30 protein-coding genes are annotated in these 24,619 nt (G+C 72.6%); 20 read left to right on the forward strand and 10 right to left on the reverse strand.

The annotated features are described in order from the left end of the window. The first annotated feature begins 7 nt into the window (after window positions 1-7). From ACGFW6_RS38215 to ACGFW6_RS38260, 10 genes are read left to right on the forward strand one after another with little or no spacing between them, the layout of a single operon-like run. Window positions 8-340, forward strand: a complete 333-nt coding sequence (locus tag ACGFW6_RS38215) for a gas vesicle protein (protein ID WP_393520724.1) — start codon at window positions 8-10, stop codon at window positions 338-340. 52 nt (window positions 341-392) lie between these two features. Beyond that, window positions 393-818, forward strand: a complete 426-nt coding sequence (locus tag ACGFW6_RS38220; protein WP_393520726.1) for a gas vesicle structural protein GvpA — start codon at window positions 393-395, stop codon at window positions 816-818. Next, window positions 815-1,585 carry a GvpL/GvpF family gas vesicle protein gene (locus ACGFW6_RS38225; protein WP_393520728.1) on the forward strand — a complete coding sequence of 257 codons (771 nt, stop codon included), beginning with the start codon at window positions 815-817 and terminating at the stop codon, window positions 1,583-1,585. The genes ACGFW6_RS38220 and ACGFW6_RS38225 overlap by 4 nt, the downstream gene beginning before the upstream one ends. A gap of 5 nt (window positions 1,586-1,590) precedes the next feature. Beyond that, window positions 1,591-1,851, forward strand: coding sequence for a gas vesicle protein GvpG (locus ACGFW6_RS38230; protein ID WP_393520730.1), 261 nt, complete (start codon window positions 1,591-1,593; stop codon window positions 1,849-1,851). Then, a complete protein-coding gene (locus tag ACGFW6_RS38235) occupies window positions 1,851-2,468 on the forward strand; it encodes a DNA primase (protein ID WP_393520846.1) in 618 nt (205 codons plus the stop codon). Before ACGFW6_RS38230 ends, ACGFW6_RS38235 begins: the two co-directional genes overlap by 1 nt. Then, window positions 2,465-3,607: an SRPBCC family protein gene (locus ACGFW6_RS38240; RefSeq protein WP_393520732.1), complete on the forward strand. Its 1,143-nt coding sequence runs from the start codon at window positions 2,465-2,467 to the stop codon at window positions 3,605-3,607. The genes ACGFW6_RS38235 and ACGFW6_RS38240 overlap by 4 nt, the downstream gene beginning before the upstream one ends. After that, window positions 3,604-3,936 carry a gas vesicle protein gene (locus ACGFW6_RS38245; RefSeq protein WP_393520734.1) on the forward strand — a complete coding sequence of 111 codons (333 nt, stop codon included), beginning with the start codon at window positions 3,604-3,606 and terminating at the stop codon, window positions 3,934-3,936. Before ACGFW6_RS38240 ends, ACGFW6_RS38245 begins: the two co-directional genes overlap by 4 nt. Then, window positions 3,933-4,727, forward strand: a complete 795-nt coding sequence (locus ACGFW6_RS38250) for a GvpL/GvpF family gas vesicle protein (protein WP_393520736.1) — start codon at window positions 3,933-3,935, stop codon at window positions 4,725-4,727. Before ACGFW6_RS38245 ends, ACGFW6_RS38250 begins: the two co-directional genes overlap by 4 nt. After that, window positions 4,724-4,912 carry a gas vesicle protein gene (locus ACGFW6_RS38255; RefSeq protein WP_393520738.1) on the forward strand — a complete coding sequence of 63 codons (189 nt, stop codon included), beginning with the start codon at window positions 4,724-4,726 and terminating at the stop codon, window positions 4,910-4,912. The genes ACGFW6_RS38250 and ACGFW6_RS38255 overlap by 4 nt, the downstream gene beginning before the upstream one ends. Then, window positions 4,909-5,193 (forward strand): gas vesicle protein K, encoded by a 285-nt coding sequence (locus ACGFW6_RS38260; RefSeq protein WP_147995902.1) that lies wholly within the window; start codon window positions 4,909-4,911, stop codon window positions 5,191-5,193. The genes ACGFW6_RS38255 and ACGFW6_RS38260 overlap by 4 nt, the downstream gene beginning before the upstream one ends. A gap of 59 nt (window positions 5,194-5,252) precedes the next feature. On the opposite strand, the gene ACGFW6_RS38265 is transcribed toward ACGFW6_RS38260, so the two are convergent. The 3 genes from ACGFW6_RS38265 to ACGFW6_RS38275 all read right to left on the reverse strand — a co-directional run bounded on the left by ACGFW6_RS38265 (window position 5,253) and on the right by ACGFW6_RS38275 (window position 7,951). Beyond that, window positions 5,253-5,423: a hypothetical protein gene (locus tag ACGFW6_RS38265; RefSeq protein WP_030953082.1), complete on the reverse strand. Its 171-nt coding sequence runs from the start codon at window positions 5,421-5,423 to the stop codon at window positions 5,253-5,255. 41 nt (window positions 5,424-5,464) lie between these two features. Continuing rightward, on the reverse strand, window positions 5,465-6,310 hold the full coding sequence (locus ACGFW6_RS38270) for a class I SAM-dependent methyltransferase (protein WP_393520741.1): 846 nt from the start codon (window positions 6,308-6,310) through the stop codon (window positions 5,465-5,467). 147 nt (window positions 6,311-6,457) lie between these two features. Next, window positions 6,458-7,951: a bifunctional phosphatase PAP2/diacylglycerol kinase family protein gene (locus ACGFW6_RS38275; RefSeq protein WP_393520743.1), complete on the reverse strand. Its 1,494-nt coding sequence runs from the start codon at window positions 7,949-7,951 to the stop codon at window positions 6,458-6,460. Between the two features lie 72 nt (window positions 7,952-8,023). Here ACGFW6_RS38275 and ACGFW6_RS38280 point away from each other — a divergent pair, with 72 nt between their 5' ends. Beyond that, window positions 8,024-8,683 (forward strand): histidine phosphatase family protein, encoded by a 660-nt coding sequence (locus ACGFW6_RS38280; protein ID WP_393520745.1) that lies wholly within the window; start codon window positions 8,024-8,026, stop codon window positions 8,681-8,683. A 133-nt stretch (window positions 8,684-8,816) separates the two neighbouring features. Beyond that, window positions 8,817-10,436: an ABC-F family ATP-binding cassette domain-containing protein gene (locus ACGFW6_RS38285; protein ID WP_393520747.1), complete on the forward strand. Its 1,620-nt coding sequence runs from the start codon at window positions 8,817-8,819 to the stop codon at window positions 10,434-10,436. Window positions 10,437-10,494: 58 nt separating this feature from the next. On the opposite strand, the gene ACGFW6_RS38290 is transcribed toward ACGFW6_RS38285, so the two are convergent. Beyond that, window positions 10,495-11,601 (reverse strand): Vms1/Ankzf1 family peptidyl-tRNA hydrolase, encoded by a 1,107-nt coding sequence (locus ACGFW6_RS38290; protein WP_393520749.1) that lies wholly within the window; start codon window positions 11,599-11,601, stop codon window positions 10,495-10,497. Window positions 11,602-11,660: 59 nt separating this feature from the next. Between ACGFW6_RS38290 and ACGFW6_RS38295 the strand changes: the two genes are divergently transcribed. Beyond that, window positions 11,661-11,939: a DUF6158 family protein gene (locus ACGFW6_RS38295; RefSeq protein WP_393520751.1), complete on the forward strand. Its 279-nt coding sequence runs from the start codon at window positions 11,661-11,663 to the stop codon at window positions 11,937-11,939. A 68-nt stretch (window positions 11,940-12,007) separates the two neighbouring features. Here ACGFW6_RS38295 and ACGFW6_RS38300 read toward each other — a convergent pair whose 3' ends face one another. Together ACGFW6_RS38300 and ACGFW6_RS38305 are read right to left on the reverse strand one after the other, a co-directional pair. Then, the gene (locus tag ACGFW6_RS38300) at window positions 12,008-12,568 is read right to left on the reverse strand and encodes a type 1 glutamine amidotransferase domain-containing protein (RefSeq protein ID WP_393520753.1); all 561 of its coding nucleotides are present in this window, start codon (window positions 12,566-12,568) and stop codon (window positions 12,008-12,010) included. Between the two features lie 53 nt (window positions 12,569-12,621). Beyond that, a complete protein-coding gene (locus ACGFW6_RS38305) occupies window positions 12,622-13,029 on the reverse strand; it encodes a DUF2795 domain-containing protein (RefSeq protein WP_393520755.1) in 408 nt (135 codons plus the stop codon). A 135-nt stretch (window positions 13,030-13,164) separates the two neighbouring features. Between ACGFW6_RS38305 and ACGFW6_RS38310 the strand changes: the two genes are divergently transcribed. Continuing rightward, entirely contained in the window at window positions 13,165-13,296 is a 132-nt protein-coding gene (locus tag ACGFW6_RS38310; protein ID WP_393520757.1) for a hypothetical protein, read from the forward strand. 50 nt (window positions 13,297-13,346) lie between these two features. On the opposite strand, the gene ACGFW6_RS38315 is transcribed toward ACGFW6_RS38310, so the two are convergent. Next, window positions 13,347-15,149 carry a thiamine pyrophosphate-requiring protein gene (locus ACGFW6_RS38315; RefSeq protein WP_393520759.1) on the reverse strand — a complete coding sequence of 601 codons (1,803 nt, stop codon included), beginning with the start codon at window positions 15,147-15,149 and terminating at the stop codon, window positions 13,347-13,349. Between the two features lie 263 nt (window positions 15,150-15,412). Here ACGFW6_RS38315 and ACGFW6_RS38320 point away from each other — a divergent pair, with 263 nt between their 5' ends. Continuing rightward, window positions 15,413-16,204 (forward strand): RNA polymerase sigma factor SigF, encoded by a 792-nt coding sequence (locus ACGFW6_RS38320; protein ID WP_393520761.1) that lies wholly within the window; start codon window positions 15,413-15,415, stop codon window positions 16,202-16,204. Between the two features lie 9 nt (window positions 16,205-16,213). On the opposite strand, the gene ACGFW6_RS38325 is transcribed toward ACGFW6_RS38320, so the two are convergent. Beyond that, window positions 16,214-17,341 carry a GAF domain-containing protein gene (locus ACGFW6_RS38325; RefSeq protein WP_393520763.1) on the reverse strand — a complete coding sequence of 376 codons (1,128 nt, stop codon included), beginning with the start codon at window positions 17,339-17,341 and terminating at the stop codon, window positions 16,214-16,216. A gap of 126 nt (window positions 17,342-17,467) precedes the next feature. Here ACGFW6_RS38325 and ACGFW6_RS38330 point away from each other — a divergent pair, with 126 nt between their 5' ends. The 4 genes from ACGFW6_RS38330 (at window position 17,468) to ACGFW6_RS38345 (ending at window position 22,417) form a co-directional block, all read left to right on the forward strand. Further along, window positions 17,468-18,184, forward strand: a complete 717-nt coding sequence (locus ACGFW6_RS38330; protein WP_393520765.1) for an ANTAR domain-containing response regulator — start codon at window positions 17,468-17,470, stop codon at window positions 18,182-18,184. Window positions 18,185-18,603: 419 nt separating this feature from the next. Beyond that, a complete protein-coding gene (locus tag ACGFW6_RS38335; RefSeq protein WP_393520767.1) occupies window positions 18,604-19,791 on the forward strand; it encodes a hypothetical protein in 1,188 nt (395 codons plus the stop codon). A 230-nt stretch (window positions 19,792-20,021) separates the two neighbouring features. Beyond that, window positions 20,022-21,269 carry an aminotransferase class I/II-fold pyridoxal phosphate-dependent enzyme gene (locus ACGFW6_RS38340; RefSeq protein WP_393520769.1) on the forward strand — a complete coding sequence of 416 codons (1,248 nt, stop codon included), beginning with the start codon at window positions 20,022-20,024 and terminating at the stop codon, window positions 21,267-21,269. Next, complete coding sequence (locus ACGFW6_RS38345) at window positions 21,266-22,417, forward strand: MBL fold metallo-hydrolase (RefSeq protein ID WP_393520771.1); 1,152 nt, start codon at window positions 21,266-21,268, stop codon at window positions 22,415-22,417. Before ACGFW6_RS38340 ends, ACGFW6_RS38345 begins: the two co-directional genes overlap by 4 nt. A 200-nt stretch (window positions 22,418-22,617) precedes the next feature. Here the strand turns inward: ACGFW6_RS38345 and ACGFW6_RS38350 are convergent, their stop codons facing one another. Both ACGFW6_RS38350 and ACGFW6_RS38355 read right to left on the reverse strand, forming a co-directional pair. After that, window positions 22,618-23,238 (reverse strand): DedA family protein, encoded by a 621-nt coding sequence (locus tag ACGFW6_RS38350; RefSeq protein WP_393520773.1) that lies wholly within the window; start codon window positions 23,236-23,238, stop codon window positions 22,618-22,620. Next, complete coding sequence (locus ACGFW6_RS38355; protein ID WP_393520775.1) at window positions 23,235-24,008, reverse strand: MBL fold metallo-hydrolase; 774 nt, start codon at window positions 24,006-24,008, stop codon at window positions 23,235-23,237. Before ACGFW6_RS38355 ends, ACGFW6_RS38350 begins: the two co-directional genes overlap by 4 nt. Before the next feature lie 84 nt (window positions 24,009-24,092). Here ACGFW6_RS38355 and ACGFW6_RS38360 point away from each other — a divergent pair, with 84 nt between their 5' ends. After that, a complete protein-coding gene (locus tag ACGFW6_RS38360) occupies window positions 24,093-24,500 on the forward strand; it encodes a hypothetical protein (protein WP_393520777.1) in 408 nt (135 codons plus the stop codon). Window positions 24,501-24,619 lie beyond the last annotated feature (119 nt).

Here is a 24,619-nt window from a genome sequence, read left to right on the forward strand (position 1 = left end):
GGCGCCCATGAATGATTCACAGAACACACAGAAGTCATCCAGACGGCAGACGGGCGGGGCGGACGGAAAGCCGGCCCCCATGGAGGTCCTGCGTCAGGCACGGACCCAGCTCGCCGAGCTCACCGGTGCGGACGCGGAGAAGGTGACGTCCTTCGAACAGACGGAGGACGGCTGGGCCCTCGAGATCGAGGTCCTGGAACTGTCCCGCGTCCCCGACACCATGAGCCTGATGGCGAGCTACCAGGTCGAACTCGACCCGCAGGGACAGCTCACCGGTTACCGGCGCGTACGCCGCTACGAGCGTGGGCGTTCCGACGCACACAGGCAGGGCGGCCGCTAGGTCGTCCGCCCACGCCAGGAACACCGTCGTAAAACAAGGAGGAACGGCTGGTATGACCGTTGTCCCGGCACAGCAGAGCGGCGGCGGAGGCGGCAGCAGCGGCCTCTACGACGTCCTCGAGCTCGTACTCGACAGGGGACTCGTCATCGATGCGTTCGTGCGGGTCTCCCTGGTCGGCATCGAGATCCTCAAGATCGACGTCCGCGTCGTCGTGGCCAGCGTCGACACGTATCTCCGCTTCGCCGAGGCGTGCAACCGGCTCGACCTCGAGGCGGGCCCGCGCAAGGACCCGGGGCTCCCCGACCTGGTCGGCGAGATCACCGAGTCCGGCGCGCGCGGCAAGTCCAAGGGGGCGCTGTCCGGTGCCGCCGAGACCATCTCGGACGCCTTCAAGCAGGCACGTGACGAAGGCGAGGAGCGACCCAGGCAGCGCACCCGCAAGTCCACGACGTCGCGCAGGAAGGAGGAGCAGGAGTGAGTACGTACGTGTACGGCATCACCGCGAGCTCCCACCCCGCGCTTCCCGAGGACATGGGCGGCGTCGGTGACCCGGCGCGCCCGGTGCGCGTACTGAAGCAGGGAGAGCTGGCCGCCCTGGTCAGCGAGGCGCCCGAGGGACTGCGTCCCAAGCGCAGGGAACTGCTCGCCCATTCCAACGTGCTCGCCGAGGTGGGGGCGGCCGGCTGCGTGCTGCCCATGCGGTTCGGCAGCGTCGCCCCCGACGAGGACACCGTCGCCTCCGTGCTCGCCGAACGCGCCGAGCACTACAAGGAGCGGCTGACGGCCCTGGACGGCCGGGTCGAGTACAACGTCAAGGCGTCGCACGCCGAGGAGGCCGTGCTGCACCGCGTCATGTCGTCGAGCCCCGAGATCCGGGCCTTGACGGAGGCCAACCGGCAGGCGGGCGGTGGCACCTACGAGCAGCGGCTGCAGCTCGGCGAGATGGTGGTGGCCGCCGTCAGGGCCCAGGAGGTCGAGGACGCGACCGATGTGCAGCACACCCTGGAACCGGCCGCGGACGCCGTCAGCGTCGGCCCCGAGTCCAGCGGCTGGCTCGCCAACGTGTCCTTCCTGGTGGCCCGCGACGAGGCCGAGACCTTCCTCACCGCTGTGGAACAGCTGCGCAAGGGCCACCCGCATCTCGAACTGCGCGTCAACGGCCCGCTGCCGCCGTACAGCTTCGTCGAGCCCGGCCCCGCCGAGCCCGCCGGCACCACGGTCGGCCCGGAGAGCGCGGAGGAGTGAGTTCCGTGGGACTGATCGGAGAAGTGCTGCTGCTGCCGTTCGCCCCGGTGCGCGGCAGCGGATGGGTGGTCAGACAGGTGCTGCAGGAAGCGGAACGCATCTACTACGACCCGAACGCCGTGCGCGCCGAACTGGCACGGCTCGAGGAGCGGTTGAACGCGGGCGAGATCGACGAGGAGGAGTTCGACCGCCAGGAGGACGAACTCCTGGAGCGCCTCGAGACAGGCCTGCGCGCAGGGTACGGGAACAGTGACGGGACGGCATGATGAACCGAGTGGGACTGGGCCTCGCCGTAGGGGCCGGATACGTCCTCGGACGTACGAAGAAGATGAAACTGGCGTTCGCCCTGGGCACGTTGGTGGCGGGCAAGCGAATGAATCTGAGCCCGCGGGCCGTCGCGGACCTGGTGTCGCAGCAACTGCAGAACAACCCGCAGTTCAAGGAGATCGGCGACCAGCTGCGTGAGGACCTGCGGGGCGTGGGCAAGGCGGCCTCGGGCGCGATGGTCGAGCGTCAGCTCGACGCGTTCGCCGACCGGCTGCACGGCCGTACCGCCGAGGTGCGCGAGCAGCTGACGGGCGCGGTGCCGACGCCGGATCTCGGCTCGGACGAGGAAGCGGACGAGGAAGCGGACGAGGACCGTGCCGAGCCGGAGGCGGCGCGGGAGGAGTCCGAGGAGGACGACGACCGTCAGGAGCCGTCCCGCAAGCCGACGGCGAAGAAGGCCACGCCGAAGAAGACAGCGAAGAAGGCGGCCAAGAAGGCCCCCGCGAAGAAGACGACACCCGCGAAGAAGGCGGCCGCCAAGCGCACCGGCGCTCCCAGGTCGGCGGCCAGGAAGACGGCCGCGGCACGTCGGTCGAAGGGCGGTGACGGGTCATGACCGAAACACTCGGATCCGCGGGCTCCGCGGCCCGCGACACGGCGAAGCAACCCCTGTCCGGCCTGGCCAACAGCGAAGCGGCCGACCGGTTGAAGGCCGAGCTCCAGGAGTACCTCGCGGCACAGGCCACGCGGCTGCTGACCGGGGCCGGCCGCAAACTCGGCGAGACCACGGTCAAGCTGAACGACATCGCCGAGGGCCGCAGCCCCGGCTTCGCCCAGCTCGCCCTCGACGGCGGTCGCAAGCTCGCCGAGGGCAAGGGACCGCTGCGCAGCGCACTGGAACTGGGCGCCACCCGTGCAAAGGACAACGTCGTGAACGCCTTCAAGAACCTCGGAGGGGGCGGCAAGGGCAAGAACAAGGGCGGGGCGGGCAAGAAGCCCACGGTCATCATCGAGTACATCGACGTCGGTGTGCCGCTGCGCACCGCCTACGACCAGTGGACGCAGTACCAGGACTTCAGCACCTTCGCCAAGGGCGTGAAGAGCGCGAACCGCGCCGACGACACGACCTCCGACTGGCAGATGAAGGTGTTCTGGTCCAACCGCAGCTGGAAGGCGCACACCACCGAGCAGGTGCCGGACCAGAAGATCGCCTGGACTTCGGAGGGTGGCAAGGGCACCACGAAGGGTGTCGTGTCCTTCCACCAGATCACCGAGGGCCTCACCCGGGTCCTGCTGGTGATCGAGTACTACCCCAAGGGCCTGTTCGAGAAGACCGGCAACATCTGGCGCGCCCAGGGCCGCCGGGCCCGGCTCGACCTCAAGAACTTCGTCCGCTTCATCACCCTCAAGGGAGAGGCCGAGGACGGCTGGCGCGGGGAGATCCGCGACGGCGAGGTCGTCCGCAGCCATGAGGACGCGGTCGCGGAGGAGGACGAGGAGGAGTACGAAGGGAACGAGGAGGACGAGGGCGAGGGCGACGAGACCGGCGAGACCGACGAGTACGCCGAGGACGAGGAGCCCGAGGGCGAGTACGAGGACGAGGAGCAGCCCGAGGACGAGGAACCGGAGGGCGAGTACGAGGACGAGGAGGAGGCCGCCGAGGGCGAGGAAGAGCCTGAGGACGCCTACGACGAGGAGCCCGAGTACGAGGACGAGGACGAAGCCGAGTACGCGGGCGGTGGGAGCCGACGATGACGATGTCCAGCAGGCTGCCCGAGCCCTACAGCCAGGGCAGCAGCGCGAACCTCGCGGACATCCTGGAGCGGGTGCTCGACAAGGGCATCGTCATCGCGGGCGACATCCGGATCAACCTGCTCGACATCGAGCTCCTGACCATCAAGCTCCGCCTCATCGTCGCCTCCGTCGACAAGGCGAAGGAGATGGGCATCGACTGGTGGGAGGACGACCCCGCGTTGTCCTCCCGCGCCCGTCGCAACGAACTCGCACGGGAGAACGCCGAGTTGCGTGAGCGCCTGGCCCAGCTGGAGCCCGCCCGCGAACAGCAGCAGGAGGAGACCTCGTGACCGCGCTGCGCTATGTGTACGCCGTGTGCCGCCCCTTTCGCTCCGCCCTCCAGGCCCAGCTCACGGGCGTCGCCGGCGCGCCGCCGAAACAGCTGACGCACCACGGCCTGGTCGCCGTCGTCAGTTCGGTGCCCGAGGCGGACTTCGCCGAGGGACCGCTGCGGGCCCATCTGGAGGACCTCGACTGGCTCACGGTCACCGCACGCGCACATCAGCAGGTCATCGACGCGCTCACCGCCGTCACCACCCCGCTGCCGCTGCGGCTCGCCACCGTCTTCCGGGACGACAGCGGCGTACGGACCATGATGGAGGCCCGCGAGGAGGACTTCCGGCGCGTCCTGGACCGGCTGGAGGGGCGGGTGGAGTGGGGCGTCAAGGTGTACGTCGACAGAGAGCCCGCGGAAGCCGCCGAGCCCGCCGAGCCCGGCCCGCCCGAGCACGGGGCGGGGTCGGGCCGTGACTATCTGCGCCGGCGCCGGATGCAGACCCGCGCTCACGAGGACGTGTGGCAGCGGGCCACGGAATTCTCCGGCCGACTCCACGAAACGCTTTCCGCCTTCGCCGAGGATTCCCGGCTGCATGCCCCGCAGAGTGCCGCGCTCTCCACCGCGTCCGGCCAGAACGTGCTGAACGCCGCCTATCTGGTGCCGCGCGCGGATTCCGAGGAATTCGTGGAACTGGTGGACCGGGAAAAAGACGACGTCCCCGGAATCCGGGTGGAACTCACCGGGCCCTGGGCGGCCTATTCCTTCACCGCGGAGTTCGCCGAGGAGACGGGGGTGGAGCGGTGACCGTCGTCGAACGCCGTGAGATCGCCCTCGTGGACCTGCTCGACCGGCTGCTCGCCGGCGGCGTCGTGGTCACGGGGGACATCACCCTGCGCATCGCCGACGTCGACCTGGTCCGCATCGACCTGAACGCGTTGATCAGCTCCGTCAACGAGAAGGTCCCGTCCCCCTGGGAGGAGTTGACGTGACTTCACATCGCAACCGGATGGATCTCGACCCCGACACTGTGGAACGCGACCTCGTCAAACTCGTCCTGACGGTCGTGGAGTTGCTCCGCCAGCTCATGGAGCGCCAAGCGCTGCGCCGCTTCGACGAGGGCGATCTGAGCGAGGAGCAGGAGGAACGGATCGGGCTCACGCTCATGTTGCTCGACGACCGGATGACCGAACTGCGCGAGCGCTACGGGCTGCGGCCCGAGGACCTGAATCTGGACCTCGGGCCGCTCGGACCGCTGCTCCCCAGGGAATGAAACCGCGGGGAATGAACGGGGAATGCACTCCCACGACATGACCGGGGAGCGAAATCAACTCACCACCGATACCAACGGCCCCTGCCGCCTGCTGTGGTCGTGCCACGCATCACGAATCCCAGAAGCCATACGACGAGCACCACGACCGCGATCCACCACAGGGCCTTCAGTGCGAATCCGGCGCCGAAGAGAATCAGCGCCAGCAGCAGCACGAGCAGAATAGGAATCATAGTCCAACCTCCTGCTCGTCGGGTTTCCAGAAATGCGCGACTCAGGCTCCTTTACGGCACAGAATCTCCCCGTGCGGGACACTGAACCAGCCGTCGTCGCGCCGCCCCCACTCCCGCCAGGACTCCGACACCGCGCGCAACTCCTCGGCGGTCGCGTGTCCGCCCTCCGTGGCCCGCTCGGCATACGCCGAGGCCAGGGTGCGATCCGCCCACAGCCCGCTCCACCAGGCCCGTTCCTCGTCGGTCGAGAAGGTCCAGGTGCTCGATGTCGCCGTGATGCCGGTGAGCCCCGCCCGCAGCGCCCAGGACTTCAGCCGCCGTCCGGCGTCCGGCTCGCCGCCGTTGGCGCGGGCGACCCGGCGGTACAGGTCCAGCCAGTCGTCCATGCCCCGGGACGGCGGGTACCAGGCCATGGCCGCGTAGTCCGAGTCGCGGACCGCGATGAGGCCGCCCGGCCTGGTGACCCGCGCCATCTCGCGCAGCGCGCCCACCGGATCCCCGACGTGCTGCAGCACCTGGTGGGCGTGGACCACGCAGAACGTCCCGTCCGGGAAGTCCAGGGCGTGCACGTCCGCCACCGCGAAGTCGACGTTCGTCAGACCGCGCCCGGCGGCCGTGGCCCGGGCCTGCTCCAGGATCCCGGGGGCCCGGTCGACGCCCGTGACCCGCCCGTGCGGGACCCGGGCCGCCAGGTCCGCGGTGATCGTGCCCGGACCGCAGCCGACGTCCAGGATCCGCATGTGCGGCTTCAGCGAGTCGAGCAGGTAGGCGGCCGAGTTGGCCGCCGTGCGCCAGGTGTGCGAACGCAGCACGGACTCGTGGTGCCCGTGCGTGTAGACGGCGGTCTCCCGCCCGTCGGAGTGTGCGTCCGGCCGTGCCTTCGACATGCCTGATCCCCTCGCCCTCGCAGGACACACGGCCTCGCCGTGCGGTACTCGACACCGTACGCCCGCATGTCGAATGCTGAGACCTGCGTATTGCCATGCGGACTGACAGGGCGTCAGGACGGTGGGACCGCGGCTGCCGGGAGCGGATCAGGAGCCGGCCAGCGGACGGTAGACCGTCAGCGCCTCCGGCAGCTTCTCCAGCGTCACCTCGCCCCCCACCTCGGTGACTTCACCGTCGTAGGCGAGCAGCGCTCCGGGGGTGACACCCGTCAGCCGCAGCCTGCCGACCTGGACCGCCGCGTGGGCGGGGGAGCGGGTCAGGGGGCCCGCCACGGCCGCGGCGAGCAGACGCAGCGCGGGCCGCCGGCCGCCGTGCACCACCCGTACGTCGAGCACGCCGTCGGCGAGGTTCAGCCGGCGCGCGGGCGCCAGACCCAACCGGTGATAGGTGCCGTTCCCGGCGAACAGCAGCCACAACGGGTGCGAGCGGCCCGCCACTTCGGCCTGGAGCGGATGACGGTCGCGACGCAGTACGCGCAGCGCCGCCACCACCCCGGCCGGCCAGGACCCGATCCGGGGCGAGAAGCGGTCACGCTCGCGCACCAGCTCCGGATACACGCCGAGACTGCACGTGTTGAGGAACAGACCCTGCTGGGCCCCGGACCTGAAACGGCCCACGTCCACGCGGACGGCCTCGCCGCGCTGAATGGCCCGGCCGAGATCGCGTTCGCCCTCCACACCCAGGTCGAGGGCGAAGTGGTTCAGCGTGCCGCCGGGCAGCACGGCCAGCGGCAGACCGTGCTGCAGCGCGACCTCGGCCGCCGCGTTCACCGTGCCGTCGCCGCCGCACACCCCGAGCACCCGGGCGCGGGCCGCCGCCTTGCGCAACTCGGCTCCGATGTCCGCCGGTTCGCACTCGACGAGCTCGGCGCGCGGCAGCAGGTCCAGCAGGGCGTGCACCCGTTCGGAGGTGCCCGCCGCCTTGTTGGCCACGACGATCAGACCGTCCCCCTCCGTCAGCGCCGGGACGTCCGTCCGGGGCCGGGCCGGCGGGACCTGCCGGGCCCGCGTGGGCACCATGGCCCGGACGGCGAACGCGGCGCCCGCGCCGAGCGCGGCGCCCGCCAGGACGTCGCTCGGGAAGTGCACGCCGGTGTACACCCGCGACAGCGCGACCGACCAGGCGATCGGGGCCACCACCAGACCCCAGCCGGGGGACTCCAGAGCGACGCCGGTGGCGAACGCGGCCGCCGAGGCGGCGTGCCCCGACGGGAACGAGGTGGTGATCGGCTGCCGCTTCAGCTGACGGACCAGCGGCACGGGGTCCAGCGTGGGCCGCGACCGGCGCACCGACCGCTTGCCGACCGTGTTGATGGTCAGCGAGGCCAGACTCAGCGAGGCGAGGCCCCGGACCGCGGCCCGGCGGGCCCGCGGTGTGCGGCTGGCGGCGATGACGGCACCCGTCGCGAACCACAGCAGACCGTGGTTGGCGCTCCTGCTCAGCCGCGGAAGGATCCGCTCGGCGTACGGCCAGTGCTGCTCGGCGGCGAACTCGAACAGCCGCGAGTCGAGGGAGAGGAACCGGTCGCGCAGGGCGTGCCGGCCGGGCTTGAGGACGGTGAGGTCGACGTCTGGGCTCATACAGGGGTGGGTACCCTGAAGTGGCCGGTTGCTGTCCGGCCGGTGGTGACCGACACACGGAGGAACCCGTAGATGCGCCTGCTCCTCGTCCGTCACGGCCAGACCCCGACCAATGTGGACTACCTCCTCGACACGGCCGTCCCCGGTCCGGGCCTGACCGAACTCGGCGAACGGCAGGCGGCCGCGCTGCCCGCCGCGCTGGCCGGCGAGGACATCGAGGCGATCTACGCCTCCACCCTGGTCCGTACCCAGCTCACCGCCGCCCCGCTGGCCGCCGCCCGCGGACTGGACGTGATCGTCCGCGCCGGCATCCGCGAGGTGTTCGCGGGCGACCTGGAGATGCTGCCGGGCGACACGGAGGCCGGGCACGCCTACATGCGGACGGTGTTCGCCTGGGCGGCGGGCGACACGGAGCTGCGCATGCCGGGCGGCGAGAGCGGCGCCGAGGCGCTGGCGCGCTACGACACCGTGGTCGCGGAGGCGGCGGACAGCGGGGCCCGGACGGTGGCCCTGGTCAGTCACGGCGCCGCGATCCGCATGTGGACGGCGGCACGGGCGGTCAACGTCGACGTCCCCTTCGCGGCCGCGCACCCGCTGGACAACACCGGCGTGGTGGTTCTGGAGGGGTCGCCGCAGGACGGGTGGAAGGCGCTGTCGTGGGCGGGGGCCGTGGTGGCTCCCGCCGGTGAGAGCGGCCCGGCCGGGCAGGTCGTCGACGAGGACGCGCCGTAGGGCGCCGGTCCGGGCGTCGGGCGCGCGGGACACCTCGGGGGCGCGGAGAAGGCGCCCGACCAGCCACGACGAGCCCGCACCCGACGGAATAAGCGCTTGCCCGGCCTCCCGTGCGGCCCGCACAATCCGCTCCATGGGACATCTGGAAGCCGCGCACCTCGAGTACTACCTCCCCGACGGGAGGGCGTTGCTCGGCGACGTGTCCTTCCGGGTGGGCGAAGGCGCCGCGGTGGCGCTGGTCGGACCCAACGGCGCGGGCAAGACGACCCTGCTGCGGCTGATCTCCGGGGAGCTGAAACCGCACGGCGGCACCGTCACCGTCAGCGGCGGCCTCGGCGTGATGCGCCAGTTCGTGGGATCCGTACGGGACGAGACGACCGTACGCGACCTGCTGGTGTCGGTCGCGCCGCCCCGGATCCGTGCCGCCGCGCAGGCCGTCGACACCGCCGAGCACGCGATCATGACCGTCGACGACGAGGCCGCCCAGCTGAAGTACGCGCAGGCCCTCGCCGACTGGGCCGAGGTGCGCGGGTACGAGGCCGAGACGCTGTGGGACATGTGCACCACGGCCGCGCTCGGCGTGCCCTACGACAAGGCGCAGTGGCGGCAGGTGCGCACACTGTCCGGCGGCGAGCAGAAGCGGCTGGTGCTGGAGGCGCTGCTGCGCGGCACCGACGAGGTGCTGCTCCTCGACGAGCCCGACAACTACCTCGACGTGCCCGGCAAGCGGTGGCTGGAGGAGCGCCTGAAGGAGACCCGCAAGACGGTCCTCTTCGTCTCCCACGACCGTGAGCTCCTGTCCCGTGCGGCCGAGAAGATCGTGTCGGTGGAACCCTCGCCGGCCGGAGCGGACGCCTGGGTGCACGGCGGCGGCTTCGGCACCTATCACGAGGCCCGCCGCGCCCGGTTCGCCCGCTTCGAGGAGCTGCGCAAGCGCTGGGACGAGAAGCACGCGCAGCTCAAGAAGCTCGTGCTGACGCTCCGTCAGGCAGCCGAGAACAGCCCCGACATGGCCTCCCGCTACCGGGCGGCCCAGACCCGGCTGCGCAAGTTCGAGGAGGCGGGTCCGCCGCCGGAGCCGCCGCGCGAGCAGGACATCCGGATGCGGCTCAAGGGCGGCCGCACCGGAGTACGGGCCGTCACCTGCGAGAACCTCGAACTCACCGGGCTGATGAAGCCGTTCTCGCTGGAGGTCTTCTACGGCGAGCGTGTCGCCGTCCTCGGCTCCAACGGCTCCGGCAAGTCGCACTTCCTGCGTCTGCTGGCCGGCGAGGACGTGGCGCACACCGGGCAGTGGAAGCTCGGCGCGCGCGTCGTGCCCGGACACTTCGCCCAGACCCACGCGCACCCCGAGCTGCTGGGCCGGACCCTCCTGGACATCCTGTGGAAGGAGCACGCCCAGGACCGGGGCGCCGCGATGTCCCGGCTGCGCCGCTACGAGCTGACCCAGCAGGCCGAGCAGACGTTCGACCGGCTCTCCGGCGGCCAGCAGGCCCGCTTCCAGATCCTCCTGCTGGAGCTGCAGGGCGTCACGGCCCTGCTCCTCGACGAGCCCACCGACAACCTCGACCTGGAGTCCGCCGAGGCCCTCCAGGAGGGCCTGGAGGCGTTCGAGGGCACGGTGCTCGCCGTCACCCACGACCGCTGGTTCGCCCGCTCCTTCGACCGTTACCTGGTCTTCGGCAGCGACGGACGAGTACGGGAGACCGCCGAGCCCGTGTGGGACGAGCGGCGAGTGGAACGGGCGCGCTGACGCCCGGGCGCCGGCCGGTCCGAGGGCCGGCCGGCGCCCGCGGACGCCGCACGACCGCTCACGTCCAGCGCAGCAGCGCTCCCAGGCCGCCCGCCGGGTCCTTGTCCGGGGCCGCCGGGGCGACCGAGACCGCCTCCGCGCCCGTCGCCACAGCGCAGCGGATCAGCGCGTCGTCGGCGCGGGCCGACCAGGAGTGCTGCTCGCCGAGGATCTTCAGCTCCGTCCGGCGCACCGCCAGCTGGTCCGCGTCCTCGCCGACCCACACCTCGCGGTGCGCGTCCGGGGCGTCCGGGCGGATCAGGAGCTCGTCGATCCGGTGCTCGCGGGCCGCCTCGACCAGCGCGGGCACGCCCTCCACCGCCCCGGCGCGTCCGTCGTCGTCCGGTGCGCGGGCCGCCAGGAACCGGTCCAGCTCGTGCGCCGCCCGCCGCCGTACATGATCTTCGCGGGCCTGTTCGACGTCCTCGTCCAGCAGCCTGCTGCCGGTGCCGTGCGGGGCCTCGACCACCATGCCGTGCAACCGCCGCGGCAGCCGTTCGTGCACGCTCCGCCGCTCCCGGTCGTCACCGACGAGGATCAGCAGGTCGGCACGGGTCTCGTCCTGGCAGACGGTGAGCGCGTCCGCGATCTCGGCGGCGTTGTGCTCCCAGGTGTTCTCCACCTTCAGCTGGAAGTGCCGCTCGGACCAGTCGGACGTGGTCGTCCGGTGCACCGGGTGCCGGCGCCCCGACACCGAACCGGCGTCGTGCCGGCCCAGCGCCGTGCGCAGCTCGAAGTCGGCGCCCTTGCGGTCCACGTAGGCGACCAGGCAGGCCGGGTCCTCGCCCGCCAGCTCCAGCAGCGGCGCGGTGTGCGGCAGTGGTGCCCAGTGGGCGCTGTCGCTCAGCGGGGCGCGGGCCAGCCGCGGATCCAGCACGACCTCACCCGCACGGGCGAAGATCGCGCGGCCGTGCGGTTCGGGGGAGTGCTCCAGTGCCTCCAGCGCGTCCCGTACGGCCTCGCAGGTCGCGTCGTCGCACCCCTGGCGGGCCAGCTCCCCGGAAAGGGCCTGGGCCGTCAGGTGCCGCTCATGCGGCGTGTCCTCCGTGTGCCGGGACGTGTCGACGTACACGGAGGCCCAGGGGCCCGGGTCTTCGTACAGTGGATGCAGAAAGGCGAGATCCATCGCTGTCTCCCGTATACCGCTCGGGTGCTCTGTGCTCCACGGGCGGGTACCCGGACCGCATGGTTGAACACGACGAGCGGGGCACCACCATGACCGGAGTCGACCCCAGCCGGCTGGACGACCAACAGCTCATGAAGGAGCTGGAGAACATCCACCGGACGCGCCACGACACGCTGCTGTACGGCTCGAACGACGCGCTTCGGGCCCACAACGAACGGATGGCGCAGCTGGAGGGCGAGTATCTGCGCCGCAACCCACGCCGCACGGTGGCCTCGGGCCGGACCCGCGAGGGCGCCCGCGACCGGACAGCCGGAAGCCCGACACCGGCCGAGCCCTAGGGCCCGGCCGGCGGATCACGCCGACGCCGGGCGGACGGGCTCCCCGCCCGTCCGCCCGGCGCGTGGCCTCAGACGGCCTCCTTCGACCTGCCCGACTCCCGGGCGAACACCTCGAGGAACGTCTCGCAGAACGCCTTCAGGTCGTCCGGCTTACGGCTGGTGACCAGCAGGTTCGGGCCGTGGTCGCAGATCCGCACCTGCTCGTCGACCCAGGAGCCGCCCGCGTTGCGGATATCGGTCTGCAGGCTCGGCCACGAGGTCAGCACCCGCCCCCGTACGACGTCCGCCTCCACCAGGGTCCAGGCCGCGTGGCAGATCGCCGCGACCGGCAGACCCCGGTCGAAGAAGTCCCGTACGAAGGCGACGGCCTTGCTGTTCGTCCGCAGATAGTCCGGGTTGGCGACCCCGCCCGGCAGCACCAGCGCGCCGAAGGAGCCGGCCGACGTCTCGCCCACGACCTCCTGCACGGGGAACTTCTCCGCCTTGTCGAGATGGTGGAAGGCCTGGATCGTGCCCGGTTTCGTCGACACGAGCACCGGCTCGTGCCCGGCGTCGACCGCCGCCTGCCACGGATCGGTGAGTTCGATCTGTTCGACGCCCTCGGGGGCGCTCAGGAAAGCGATACGCATATCTCGACGTCCTTCCGTGGCCCCGTGACGGGCCTCGTACGTGTCCTCGCCGACTACGGGTTCCTCCGGCCGGCGGCGGTCCGCCGCTCACTCCCGGTCACGGCCTCGGCCAGCTCCTGGACGTTTGCATAGTGCGACGTCCGCGACAGCCGCTCCAACGACTCGACCAGGGCGTCGGGCGCGTACCCGCGGCGCAGCTCACGGATCAGCTCCCTCGGAGTGGCCGGGAAGGCGCTGCGGCCGAGGAACCGCGCCAGCTCCAGCCGGACCGTCGCCAGCGACGCCGCTGACGTCCCCGGAGCCACCGGACCACCCGCGACCTGCGGATCGTCCTCGGCGGACGGCTCCGGATCGTGCCACTCCTCGGTCCTGGTCGGATGCCCGGACCGCAGCAGCCCTTGGAGTTCGTGCTTCATCTCCTCGTCGCGGTGAACGCTCAGCCGGTCACTGCCTCGCTGCATGACTTTCTCCAGATCTTCGGGGCTGCGGTCCGCGTACCCGATGACCGGGTGCCGACACAGGGTTTGCACCCCCGAAGAAGGGAGACCCGCACTGGCACCACCCCCCACGAACATTTTCCGGGGAAGGACCAGGCCATGGCACTGCTCGCCGTGCTCCTCCCGCTTCTGATGCTCGCCGTGGTGCTGGCGTTGGGGCGGTACGAGGAGCTCGTGTTTCCCAAGATCCAGGACGAGGACCAGCCGGAAGGCGCGATGCTCAGGCACTGAGAGGCCGGGCACCGCGCCTTCCGGCTGGTACGTGAAGCGCGGCGGGGTCGTCAGCCGCGCTTCTTCTCCCGCCCCGGCAGGAACTCCTGCACCTTCGCCTTGAAGCCCTGGCGGATCATCGAGCCGCGGTCCGCGTCGCCCTTGAGGATCGAGGAGGCCGTCGCCTCCATCTGTTCCCAGGTCGCGTGCGGCGGGATCGGGGGTACGGCCGGGTCGGTGACGAACTCGAGGACGGCCGGACCGTCCGCCTCCAGGCCCGCGCGCCAGGCCGACTCGACGTCCTCGGGCTTCTCCACGCGGATGCCGGTCAGGCCGAGGGAGCGGGCGAAGGCGGCGTACGGGACATCGGGGAGTTCCTGCGAGGGGAGGAAGGACGGAGCGCCCCCCATGGCGCGCATCTCCCAGGTCACCTGGTTGAGGTCGTGGTTGTTGAAGACCGCCACGACCAGCCGCGGGTCCTCCCACAGGTCCTGGTACTTCGCGGCCGTGATCAGCTCCGCCATGCCGTTCATCTGCATCGCCCCGTCCCCGACCAGCGCGATCGCCGGACGGTCCGGGTGGGCGAACTTGGCGCCGATCGCGTACGGCACCCCGCAGCCCATCGTCGCGAGCGTCCCGGACAGCGACGCGCGCATACCGGGCCGCATGGTCAGGTGGCGGGCGTACCAGTTGGCCGCCGAGCCCGAGTCGGAGGAGATGATGGCGTTGTCCGGCAGCAGCGGGTCCAGGGCGCGCGTGACGTGCTCCGGGTTGATCGGGTCCGCCGCCAGACCGGCGCGCCGGTCCATGATCTCCCGCCAGTGCACCACGTTGTCGCACACCGTGTCGTACCACTCGCGGCCCCGCTCCTCGGCGGCGATCAGCGGGATCAGCCGCTCCAGCGTCACCTTCGCGTCGCCGACGAGATTCACCTCGTACGGATACCGCATCCCGACCATGTGCGGATCGATGTCGATCTGCACCCCGCGCGCCTTGCCGAAGTCCGGCAGGAACTGCGTGTACGGGAAGGAGGACCCGATGGTCAGCAGGGTGTCGCAGTCGCGCATGAGCTCGTACGACGGCCGGGTGCCCAGCAGCCCGATCGCGCCGGTGACATAGGGCAGTTCGTCGCTGAGGACGTCCTTGCCGAGCAGGGCCTTCGCCACGCCGGCGCCGAGCAGTTCGGCGATCCGCTCCACCTCGGCCCGCGCGCCGGCCGCGCCCTGGCCGACCAGGATCGCCACCTTGTCCCCGGCGTTGAGGATCTCCGCCGCCCGCTGCACCGAGTCGTCCGAGGGAACCGCCGTCCAGGAACCGCGGTCCAGGCTGGAGGGCACCATCTTGAACTCGTGCGTGGGCGGCGCGTAGTCGAGCTCCTGGACGTCGCCGGGGATGATGACCGCCGTGGGGGCGCGGCGCGCGTACGCCGTGCGGATCGCCCGGTCCAGGACGTTCGGCAGCTGCTCGGGAACCGTCACCGTCTCCACGAAGTCCGAGGCGACATCCTTGAACAACGTGTGCAGGTCGACCTCCTGCTGGTACGAGCCGCCCATCGCCGTGCGGTGCGTCTGGCCGACGACGGCCAGGACGGGCACATGGTCGAGCTTGGCGTCGTACAGGCCGTTCAGGAGGTGGATCGCACCCGGACCCGAGGTGGCCGCGCACACACCGAGACGCCCGCTGAACTTGGCGTAGCCGACCGCCTGGAACGCGGACATCTCCTCGTGCCGCGACTGGATGAAACGGGGCTGGTTCTCGGCCCGCCCCCAGGCGGCGAGAAGGCCGTTGATGCCGTCGCCGGGGTAGCCGAAGACATGCTCCACACCCCATTCGCGCAGGCGTTGAAGGACGTGGTCGGCGACTTTCGTGCTCATGCGGGACCTCCCGGTCCGATCGAGGGCTGGGCATCCGTGCGGGAGTGTGCGGTTCCGCTACGAGTGACCCCGGGCGCAGGCGGAAAACCCGCGCGGGCGTTTGGAGACGCTGAGTGAGGGCAGGCGGACCAACAGTGCTTCGGACAGGAGGCACGTCCGTGGGATGGGCGATTCCCGCCACGGGTGTGTCCGGTTCCGGTGCGCGCCCGCATTCCCACGGTGACCGTGCAAGTCAGAGCACGACCTAGGGAGTTGCGGCGCACATGCCCACACCAGTGAGCGCGAAGCACCACCCGCACGACGACGCCCCCGACACCGCCGAAGACTTCCGCAGGCTCGCCTCGCTGCCGGAAGGGCAGCAGCGCGACGCCCTCCGCGGCCGCATCGTCGAGGCCTGGCTGCCCATGGCCGACCGCCTCGCGGGACGCTTCCGCAGCCGCGGCGAGAGCTACGAGGATCTGCGGCAGGTCGCCGCCCTCGGGCTGGTCAAGGCCGTCGACCGATACGACCCCGAGCGCGGCAACGCCTTCGAGAGCTACGCCGTGCCCACCATCACCGGCGAGATCAAACGGCACTTCCGCGACCACATGTGGACGCTGCACGTGCCTCGCCGGGTCCAGGACCTGCGCAACCGCGTACGGTTCGCCGTCCACGACCTCCAGACCGTCTCCGGCCGCATGCCGACCAACGCCGAGATCGCCGAGCACGCGGACATGAGCGAGGCCGACGTCCGCGTCGGCCTCGAGGCGCTGGAGAGCTTCACCGCCCTGTCGCTGGACGCGGAACTGCCCGGCAGCGGCGACGGCTACTCGCTCAGCGACGCGCTCGGTTCGGCGGATCCCGCGCTGGACACCGTCGTCGACCGCGAGGCCGTCAAGCCGCGGCTCGCCGCGCTGCCCGAGCGGGAGCGCGCGATCCTCTACATGCGGTTCTTCGGGGACATGACGCAGAGCCGGATCGCCGAGCAGCTGGGGATCTCGCAGATGCACGTGTCCCGGCTGATCAGCCGGTGCTGCAGCCGGGTGCGGGAGCAGGTGCTCAGCGACGTGGCCTGAGGGCCGCTCCTAGGGCACTTCGCCCGCCGCCAGCGACATGTGGCGGGACATCGTGTCCAGGGCCCTCGCCTCCGCCATGGAGAACGGCGGGCGGGCACCGCACCGGAAGAGGGTCAGCGTGCCCCGCACGGTGCCGTCGACCGTCAGGGGAGCGCACAGGAGTGACGTGACGTTCGCCTGGACGAGGACGGGGGCGCCCTGAGGGTCCCGGCCGAAGGCGTCCGGGTCCTCGGGACGCACCCGGAGCGCGGGGGATCCGGTGCGTGCCGTCTCGACGACGAGGGGGCACGTGGCCGGATCCTGCGCCGCCAGCGCCGTCGCCTCCTCGGGCGACGGCGCCAGCACCGCCGTACGGGACATCGGCGCGGCGGTCGCGTCGGCGATCACCCAGTCGGCGAAGCCGCCGTGGAGCACCTCGGCCGCCCGCCGCAGCACCGTCTCGAGGTCGCCGCGCGGCGCCGCCAGCAGGGCCGTGGTCATCGCGTCCAGCAGGTCCATCAGGGTCGCGTGCCGGGTCGTCTCGGCCAGATCGGGGATCCGGGTCGCGGCCGGGGCCGGCCGGGCCGGTGGCTCAAGCGCCCCGAGCGGGCCGGGCTGCATCACCACCAGGACCGTGGGATGCGGCTCCCCGCTCGGGCGTACGGCGGTCAGGGTCGCGTGGACCGGGTCCGACGGGTGCTGCTGGAGGTGTACGGCGAGGCTGCGGTCGCCGTCGCCGCGGGCCACGGCGGCGGTCTGGGAACGGAACGCGGCACGGTCGGCGTGGGCGAGGAGACCCGACAGCGGCCGGCCCGTCGCATAGCCCGACCGGGCACCCGTGAAGGCGGTCGCCGCGAGGTTCAGCCGGCGCACCACCGCCTCCCGGTCCACCAGTACGACGGGGAGCGGGAACCGCTGGAACACCGCCCGCAGCAGATGCTGCTCCTGACGTTCCGCGGACGTCGTCCGGGGCAGCCCGGCCGAGGACATGCGCTCGTACCAGGGCCACAACTGGTCGGCCACATGGTCGAGTTCGAAGATGGCGGCATCCAGGACCGTCGGCAGGTCCTCTCCGGTCACGGACCGCGCCGCCTTCAGCTCCGCGACGCGGCGCACGAAATCCGCGAGCTCTTCACCGAATCCGTCCGTCTTCTCCATGGCCATGAACCTAGCTCGCGGTGACGCGTTCCGGGGCGGCGGGGGGCCAAACCGGTTCCTGCTTGTTCTACGGCCGTTTTCCCCGGCCGGGGCCGGGAACGCGCAGAATAGAGGGAGGAGTTGACGATGCCCGCACGCGACCACGTGGGTCACTGGGGAGACGAGTCCGCCGAAGCGGCCCTGCCCGGGCGCCGCTTGTCGGCCCTGGCCGAACAGGCCGCGCGCTGCGCCGCCGACTGCTGCGGGGCCAGCAGCACGGTGGCCGAGGCGGGAGCGGACCGGCCCGCCGCCGTCACCCACCCCGACCTGGCCGGACTCGTCTCCGTGCAACTGCGCTCCGGGGACGGGCCCATCCCGGCCGCCCTGGAACGCGGCGAGCCGGTCGACTCGGCCGACCTGCTGCGCGACGAGCGCTGGCCGGAGTACCGCGCCCTGGCCCTCGACTCCGGCGTGCGCTCCAGCGTCACGCTGCCGTTCCGCCGGTCCGGCCTGACGGTGACGCTGAGCCTCTACAGCTTCCGGCCGGGCGCCTTGGAGGACGCCCGGCACGGGCCCGTGCACGCGCTCGGCGAGTTCGCCGCGAGCTGCCTCGTCCGCGACCGTTCCTACCGCGCCGCCCTCACCGAACTCGACCACCTCGGCGCCGCCCTGCGTTCACGTCCCGTCGTCGACCAGGCATGCGGCATCGTCATGCACGTCCTCGGCTGCGACGCCGACACCGCCTTCGGCGTACTGCGCCGCATCTCCCAGGGCACCAACCGCAAGCTCTCGGACGTGGCGGCGGGCGTGGTCAGCCGACGGGGGCGGGGGCTGGAGCGAGATCTGGCGGCGTTGCTGAACTGAGGGGTGGGGTGGGGTGAGGGGTGGGGTTGCGGGGGCGCGTTCGTGAGGGGTGAGTGCGGGCGGGAGGCGTGAACTGCGCGCCGAAGGGGTGACGGGGCGGAGCGGACCGAGGGTGGGTGAGCGGGGGCTTGGGCCGGTGCCATCTGCCGACCGGTGTGGGTGGAGATCGGTGAGGGTGCGGGCGCGGCGTGAGCGCGGGGCTGTCGGCGGCGTCGGTGGGTGCTGGCCTGGGCGGTGATGTGTGAGCGCGGCGGTCCGCGCGGTGACGGGGGCTCGGGCGGGCGTGGTGTGTCACCCGCTCGGCCCTCCCTCGTCGCGCGAATGGGGCCCGGCCGCGCGCGCTCGGGCCCCCGGCGGGCTGTCATGGCTGCGGGGGCACGACCGCCGTTCCCCCGCAGTCGGCCGAAGGAGCTCACCCCATGCGCCGCACCGCCCGCGTCCTGTCCGCCGCCGCTCTGGCGGGTGTCGCCCTGGGCAGCCCCGCCTCGGCCGCACCAGCGGACCCGGCCGCGGAGGTCAGCCCGGGCACGGTCGCACCGGGCGGTGACGTGACCGCCTCGGTTACCGGAGGCAGCGCCTCCGGAGGGAGCGACGCCGGCGAGGGCAAAGGCAGCGACGCGGGCGGCAAGGGCGGCGTGGACGGTGGCAAGGGCGGCGTCGACGGCGGCAAGGGCGAAGAGAGCGGCGGCCATCAGGGCGGCAGCGGCGGCACCGGCGGTACCGGAGCCACCGGAGGTTGGAGTGGCGATACCGGCGGCACCGGAGGCTGGAGTGGTGGTACCGGCGGCACCGGAGGCGGTGGCCGTACCTGTAAGGACCCCCACTCCGGCTGGACCGGAGCCGAGAAGGCCGAGCCCTACGCGGGCGAGTCAGCGGCCGGCAAGGCCGAACCCGAGTGGAACGGGACCGAGACCGGAGGCACTGCTGCCGACGGGACCAACACCGGGGGCACGGCAGCCGACGGGACCGACACCGGAGACACAGCGGCCGAGGGGACCAAGTCCGGCGGCCTCGGGGACACCGGTGCCGAGACCGGTGGCCTTGGGGACACGGGGACCGAGACCGGTGGCCTTGGAGACACAGAGACCGGCACCGGTGGCCTGGGAGACACCGGGACCGAGACCGGTGGCCTGGGAGACACCGGGACCGGCACCGGCGGGCTCGGTGACGAAGGGGTCGACGGCGGTGGGACGGACGCCGGAGGGACCGGAGCCGACGAGACCGACCTCGGCGCGACGGATACCGGAGAGACCGGGGCCGACGAGGCCGGCGCCGGAGGAACCGGAGCGGACGGAACCGGCACGGAAGCAGCCGACGGCACCGGCGTGGCGCCCGAGTGGGACACCGGAGCCGGGGCGGCGGAGACCGAGCCTCGCGCGGACGCGACCGAGCCGAAATGGGATGGCGGTGGGGGCCACACGGGCGAGGGCGAGGCCGGGGCGGAGGACTGCGGCGGAGGGACCGACCAGCACGGGGTCCAGGCCGGGACCGGCGGCACCTTCACCGACTCCGTCCCCGCCCTGGTCGCCGGCGGCGTCCTCATCGCGGGCGCGTTCGGAGGCGCGGCGTACCGACTGCGCCGCAGGACCCCCACCCCGCAGGACTGATCCGTACGGCCGCCCTGTGACCCGCGCAACCCCGGTGGCCGTTCATGGAGTTGCGCCACCATGGGTACGCAGAGCGCGGGGCACGCGAGCACCGGGTGCCCGACACACACCGTAGGCAACCTCTCGGCCCGCACCACCAACCCCACACCCCACCCCCCCCACGACACCAGCCCGCGCGGAGCATCGGACGACGTCGACCCACCACGGCACCAGGCACAGCGGAGGCACGGATGCGCCGGACGGACCCCGAAGGCCACGGCCCCGTCCGTTACGGGCCGCCTCTCCCCGACGACGGACTGCCGGTGCTGCCCGAGGTCGCGGCCGTGCTCGCCGCCGCCGCGGGCCGGGCCGAGAGCGAGCCGGTCGGTGGCGGCAGCGCCCTGCTGGAGGCGGCGTGCGGCTACTGGGGCCGGCGCGGACTGCCGACCGAACCCGAGCAGGCGGTGGCCGGCCCCGGCGCGCCCGCCCTGCTGCTGGGCCTGACCTTCGCGCTCGGCGGCGACGTCCTCGTGCCACGCCCCTGTGCGGCCTGGTGGGCGCCGTACGCACGCCTGTTGGGCAGACCCGTCTTCCACGTGCCGACACCGGCGGAGTGCGGCGGCGTCCCGGATCCGTACGCCCTTCTGGAGACCGTCCGCCGGGTCCGGGACGAAGGCGGTGACCCCCGGCTGCTCGTGCTGTCCGTCGCCGACGACCCCACCGCCACCGTGGCGCCGCCCGAGGTGCTGCACGAGACCGTGGAGGCCGCCGCCGGCGAGGGCCTGTACCTGGTCAGCGACGAGACCTGGCGCGACACCGTGCACGCCCCGCACGACACCGTGCTGGTCAGCCCCGCCGAGATGCTGCCCGAGCACGTCACCGTCGTCACCGACCTGGCCGGGGCGCATCTCCCGCCGGGCTGGCCGGCCGCGGTCGCCCGGTTCCCCGCGCACCACGCCGGCAACGGCCTGCACGCGCGGGTGCTCGACGTGCTCACGGCGCTCGGCGCCCGCGTCGCCGGCCCGGTCGCCCTCGCCGCCGGGTACGCGCTCGGGGAGCCCGAGCCGGTCACCACGCGGATCGCCGACACCGTACGCCTGCACGCGCGCGTGGCCGCCGCCGCGCACGCCGCCGCCGTGGGCGCCGGCGCCCTGTCCCGGCCCCCGCAGGCCGGGCGGCACCTGTACGTCGACCTCGGCCCGCTGCGTGCCGGGCTGTCCTCGCACGGCGTGGGCGACGCGCAGGACCTGGAGGACTTCCTCGCCGCCCGGCTCGGCATGCCCGCGCCGGGCGGACACCGCTTCGGCGACGACCTCGCGGCGTTGCGCGTACGGCTGTCCACCGGCGCGCTGCTGGCGGGCACGGACGAGGAACGCGCGGAATGCATCGGTTCACCCACGCCGTTGGAACTGCCACACGTGCAACGCGCGTTGATCCACTTGAAGTCGGTCTTCGACGATCTCCGAGACGACGCTCAGCGATGGGAGCCTCCTCGATGACGCAGCAGTCCGAGTCGACCACAGGGCGCACCACCACGCGCTCGGCCAGCCCGCGTACGACCACCCCGCGTACGACCACCGAGGAAACCGACGACCCGACCGACCACCCCGCGGCCCTCGCGCCCCCGCTCCCTTCCGTCGCCGACCCGCGTCCGCTGGGCGAACGCCGCGTCTGGCCCCGTTCCTTCCACGACCGGCTGACCGCCCCGCTGCCCGGCATCAAGGCCCTCGCCCGCTTCGCCCGCGAGGGCGCCGTGCGCCCGGGCCGCGAGGGCCTCGCCGACATCCCGCTGCTGCCCTTCGAACCGGGCCCGGTGCCCCGCGTGGACGCCCGCACGGTCGCCGTCTCCTGGGCGGGGCACGCCAGTTGGGTCGTGCAGATCGGCGGACTGACCGTGCTCACCGACCCGGTCTGGTCGCGCCGCATCCTCGGTACCCCGCCCCGCATCACCCCGGTGGGCGTCGCGTGGAACTCCCTGCCGCGCGTGGACGCGGTCGTGATCAGCCACAACCACTACGACCACCTGGACGCCCCCACCTTGCGACGGCTCCCGCGCGAGACCCCCGTGTTCGTGCCGGCCGGCCTCGCCGGCTGGTTCCGGCGCCGGAGGTTCACCCAGGTCACCGAGCTGGACTGGTGGGAGGCGGCCGAACTGTCCGGCGTGCGCTTCGACTTCGTGCCGGCCCACCACTGGTCCAAGCGCACCCTCGTCGACACCTGCCGCAGCCTGTGGGGCGGCTGGGTGCTCACCGCGCCGGACGGCCTGCGCGTGTACTTCGCCGGCGACACCGGCTACGGCCACTGGTTCACCCGCATCGGCGAACGCCACCCCGGCATCGACCTCGCCCTGCTCCCCATCGGCGCCTACGACCCGCGCTGGTGGCTCAGCGACGTGCACTGCGACCCGGAGGAGGCGGTCCGCGCCGCCCAGGACCTCGGCGCACGCCGGATGGCCCCGATGCACTGGGGGACGTTCGTCCTCTCGGCGGAGCCGGTCCTGGAGCCCCTGACCCGCGTCCGGGCGGCGTGGGAGAAGGCGGGCCTGGAACGGGCCGACCTGTGGGACCTCCCGGTGGGAGGATCACGCGTACTGAACCCACAGTCGGCCGGCCGGACGACCCAGGGACGCGAGGAAGTGCGCGACTAGCCACGACGGGCCGACACCCCGCCGTCCGGCCCGCAGCACGCGACCGAGGCCGCCACCCCGAGACCGGCCCGCAGCCCGCGACCGAGGCCGGCACCCCGAGACCGGCCCGCACCCCGAGAGGGGCCTACACCCCGCGACGGGTCGGCCACCCCGGCGACGGCTCGGCACCCCGCGACCGGCCCGTACCCCGCCCCGCGCCCTCACTTGTCGGACCGGACCCGCTTCCAGACACTCGGCACCGCACTGATCAGCAGGGTCAGCCCGACGGCCGCGACCACGCCCTCCCACGGCTCGTCGAACAACGAACCCCCGAGGATCCCGATCAACTGGTAGGTCACCGCCCAGGCCAGACAGGCCGGCAGATTCCCCCGCGCGAACCGCCGCAGCGACCACTTCGCGAGCAGACACGCCAGCATCACCGGCAGCCGGCCCGCCGGCACCAGCCGGGACAGCACCAGCACCGCCACGCCGTGCTCGGCGAGCTTCTCCTGCGCCTGAGCGAGCCGCTCCTCCGGCGCGCGCGAGCGGATCGCCTCCAGCCAGCGCGAGCCGTTCTTCGACCCCATGCCACGCCGCCCCAGCCAGTACAGCGTCACATCGCCCAGGAACGCGGCCGTCGACGCCGTCACGAACACCAGCGCCAGCGAGAACGGCGCCGTCTGGTGGAACGCCACCACCGCCGCCGAACTGACCAGCGCCCCCGTCGGCACGACCGGCACCAGCGCCCCGACCAGCACCAGCAGGAACAGGGTGGGATAGCCGAACGCCTGCTGCGTCGACTCCGGCGACACCGTCGTCGTGGCGGCGGCCAGCACCGTCACCGGGCCACCTCCACGCGCACGCTCTCGCCGTGCGCGAGCCGGTGCACCGACACGCCGGGCGTGCGCTCCGCCGCGAGGCGCGCGAACTCGTCCCCGGGCGCATGGAATTCATGGGGGCGCACGGCGTCCATGCCGATCGGCCAGTACGTCCCGTAGTGCACCGGCACCGCACTGCCCGGCCCGAGCCGGGCCAGCGCCTCGGCCGCACGCCCCGCGTCCAGGTGCCCCTCCCCGAGGTAGGGCCCCCAGCCGCCCACCGGCAACAGGGCCACGTCGACCGGCCCGACCTCCTGCGCCATGGCGTCGAACAGCCCGGTGTCCCCGGCGAAATACGTGCGTGCCTGGCCCTCGATGACATAGCCGAGGGCGGGGGAGCGGTGCCGCCCCACGGGCAGCCGCCGCCCGTCGTGCCGCGCCGGAACGGCCCGTACGGACACACCGCCCACCGTCGTCACGTCGCCCGGCGCCATCTCGGTCACCCGCAGATGGCTGAGCCGGCGCAGACCCGGTACCGCGCCCGGCGCGCCCCGGGGCACGAGCAGACGGGTGTCCCGGGGCAGCCCGGCCAGTGAGGGTACGTGCAGGTGGTCGGCGTGGAGGTGGGAGACCACGGCGACGTCGGCGCGCCGGGAGTCGGGCGCCGGGAGCGCGCCCCGGCGGCGGCGCAGGTGTGCGAGCCGGCGTGCGAACAGAGGGTCGGTGAGGATGCGCACGTTCGAGTCCTCGACCGTGCAGGTGGCGTGACCCCACCAGGTGATCTCCACCGGCACTTCTTTGCCTCCTTCGCGCGACTCCCCGAAGCGTACGGGCTGGAGTAGGGTCGGCGGCGATACCCGGAGGTGAGGGGGGACGCCATGGGGCCATCCATAGTGCGCGTCACGGCGATCGCCAGTCTGACGCCGCTCGAAGAGCTGGACGCCGACCCCTTCCTGGTGGACTCCCGCAGCCAGCACGCCATGTGCGCGCGCTGGGCCGCCGAGCACGGGTACTTCGTCGCGCGCGAGCTCCTCGTACGGGGGCTGCGGGCGGACCACGGCGTGCTGTGGGAGGGCGTACGGCCCGGACTGGATCTGTTCGTGGCGCCCAGCCGCAGGGTGCTGGAGAGCGCGCTGTCGTCCGTCGAGGAGTTCACCGCGGAGTGCGCCCGGCGCGGGGTCCGGGTGGAGACCGTGGGGCGGGCCGAGCCCCGGTACGACGCCCAGATGAAGGCGCGGGTGCACCGCCGGCTGTCCATGCCGACGGCGGGGTACGACGGCCGCTAGACGCTCCGCCGGCGGCGCCGTCGCGCCCGTGGCCGGCCGCGGCGTCGTCGGGTCCGGCCACGCCGCTCCCCGCGCACCTTCGAGTCTTGCTGCCCCACCGCATCCGACCGGGGAACCAG

This window comes from Streptomyces sp. Y7, from assembly GCF_043195415.1.
In the GTDB taxonomy this organism is placed as follows: Bacteria; Actinomycetota; Actinomycetes; order Streptomycetales; family Streptomycetaceae; genus Streptomyces.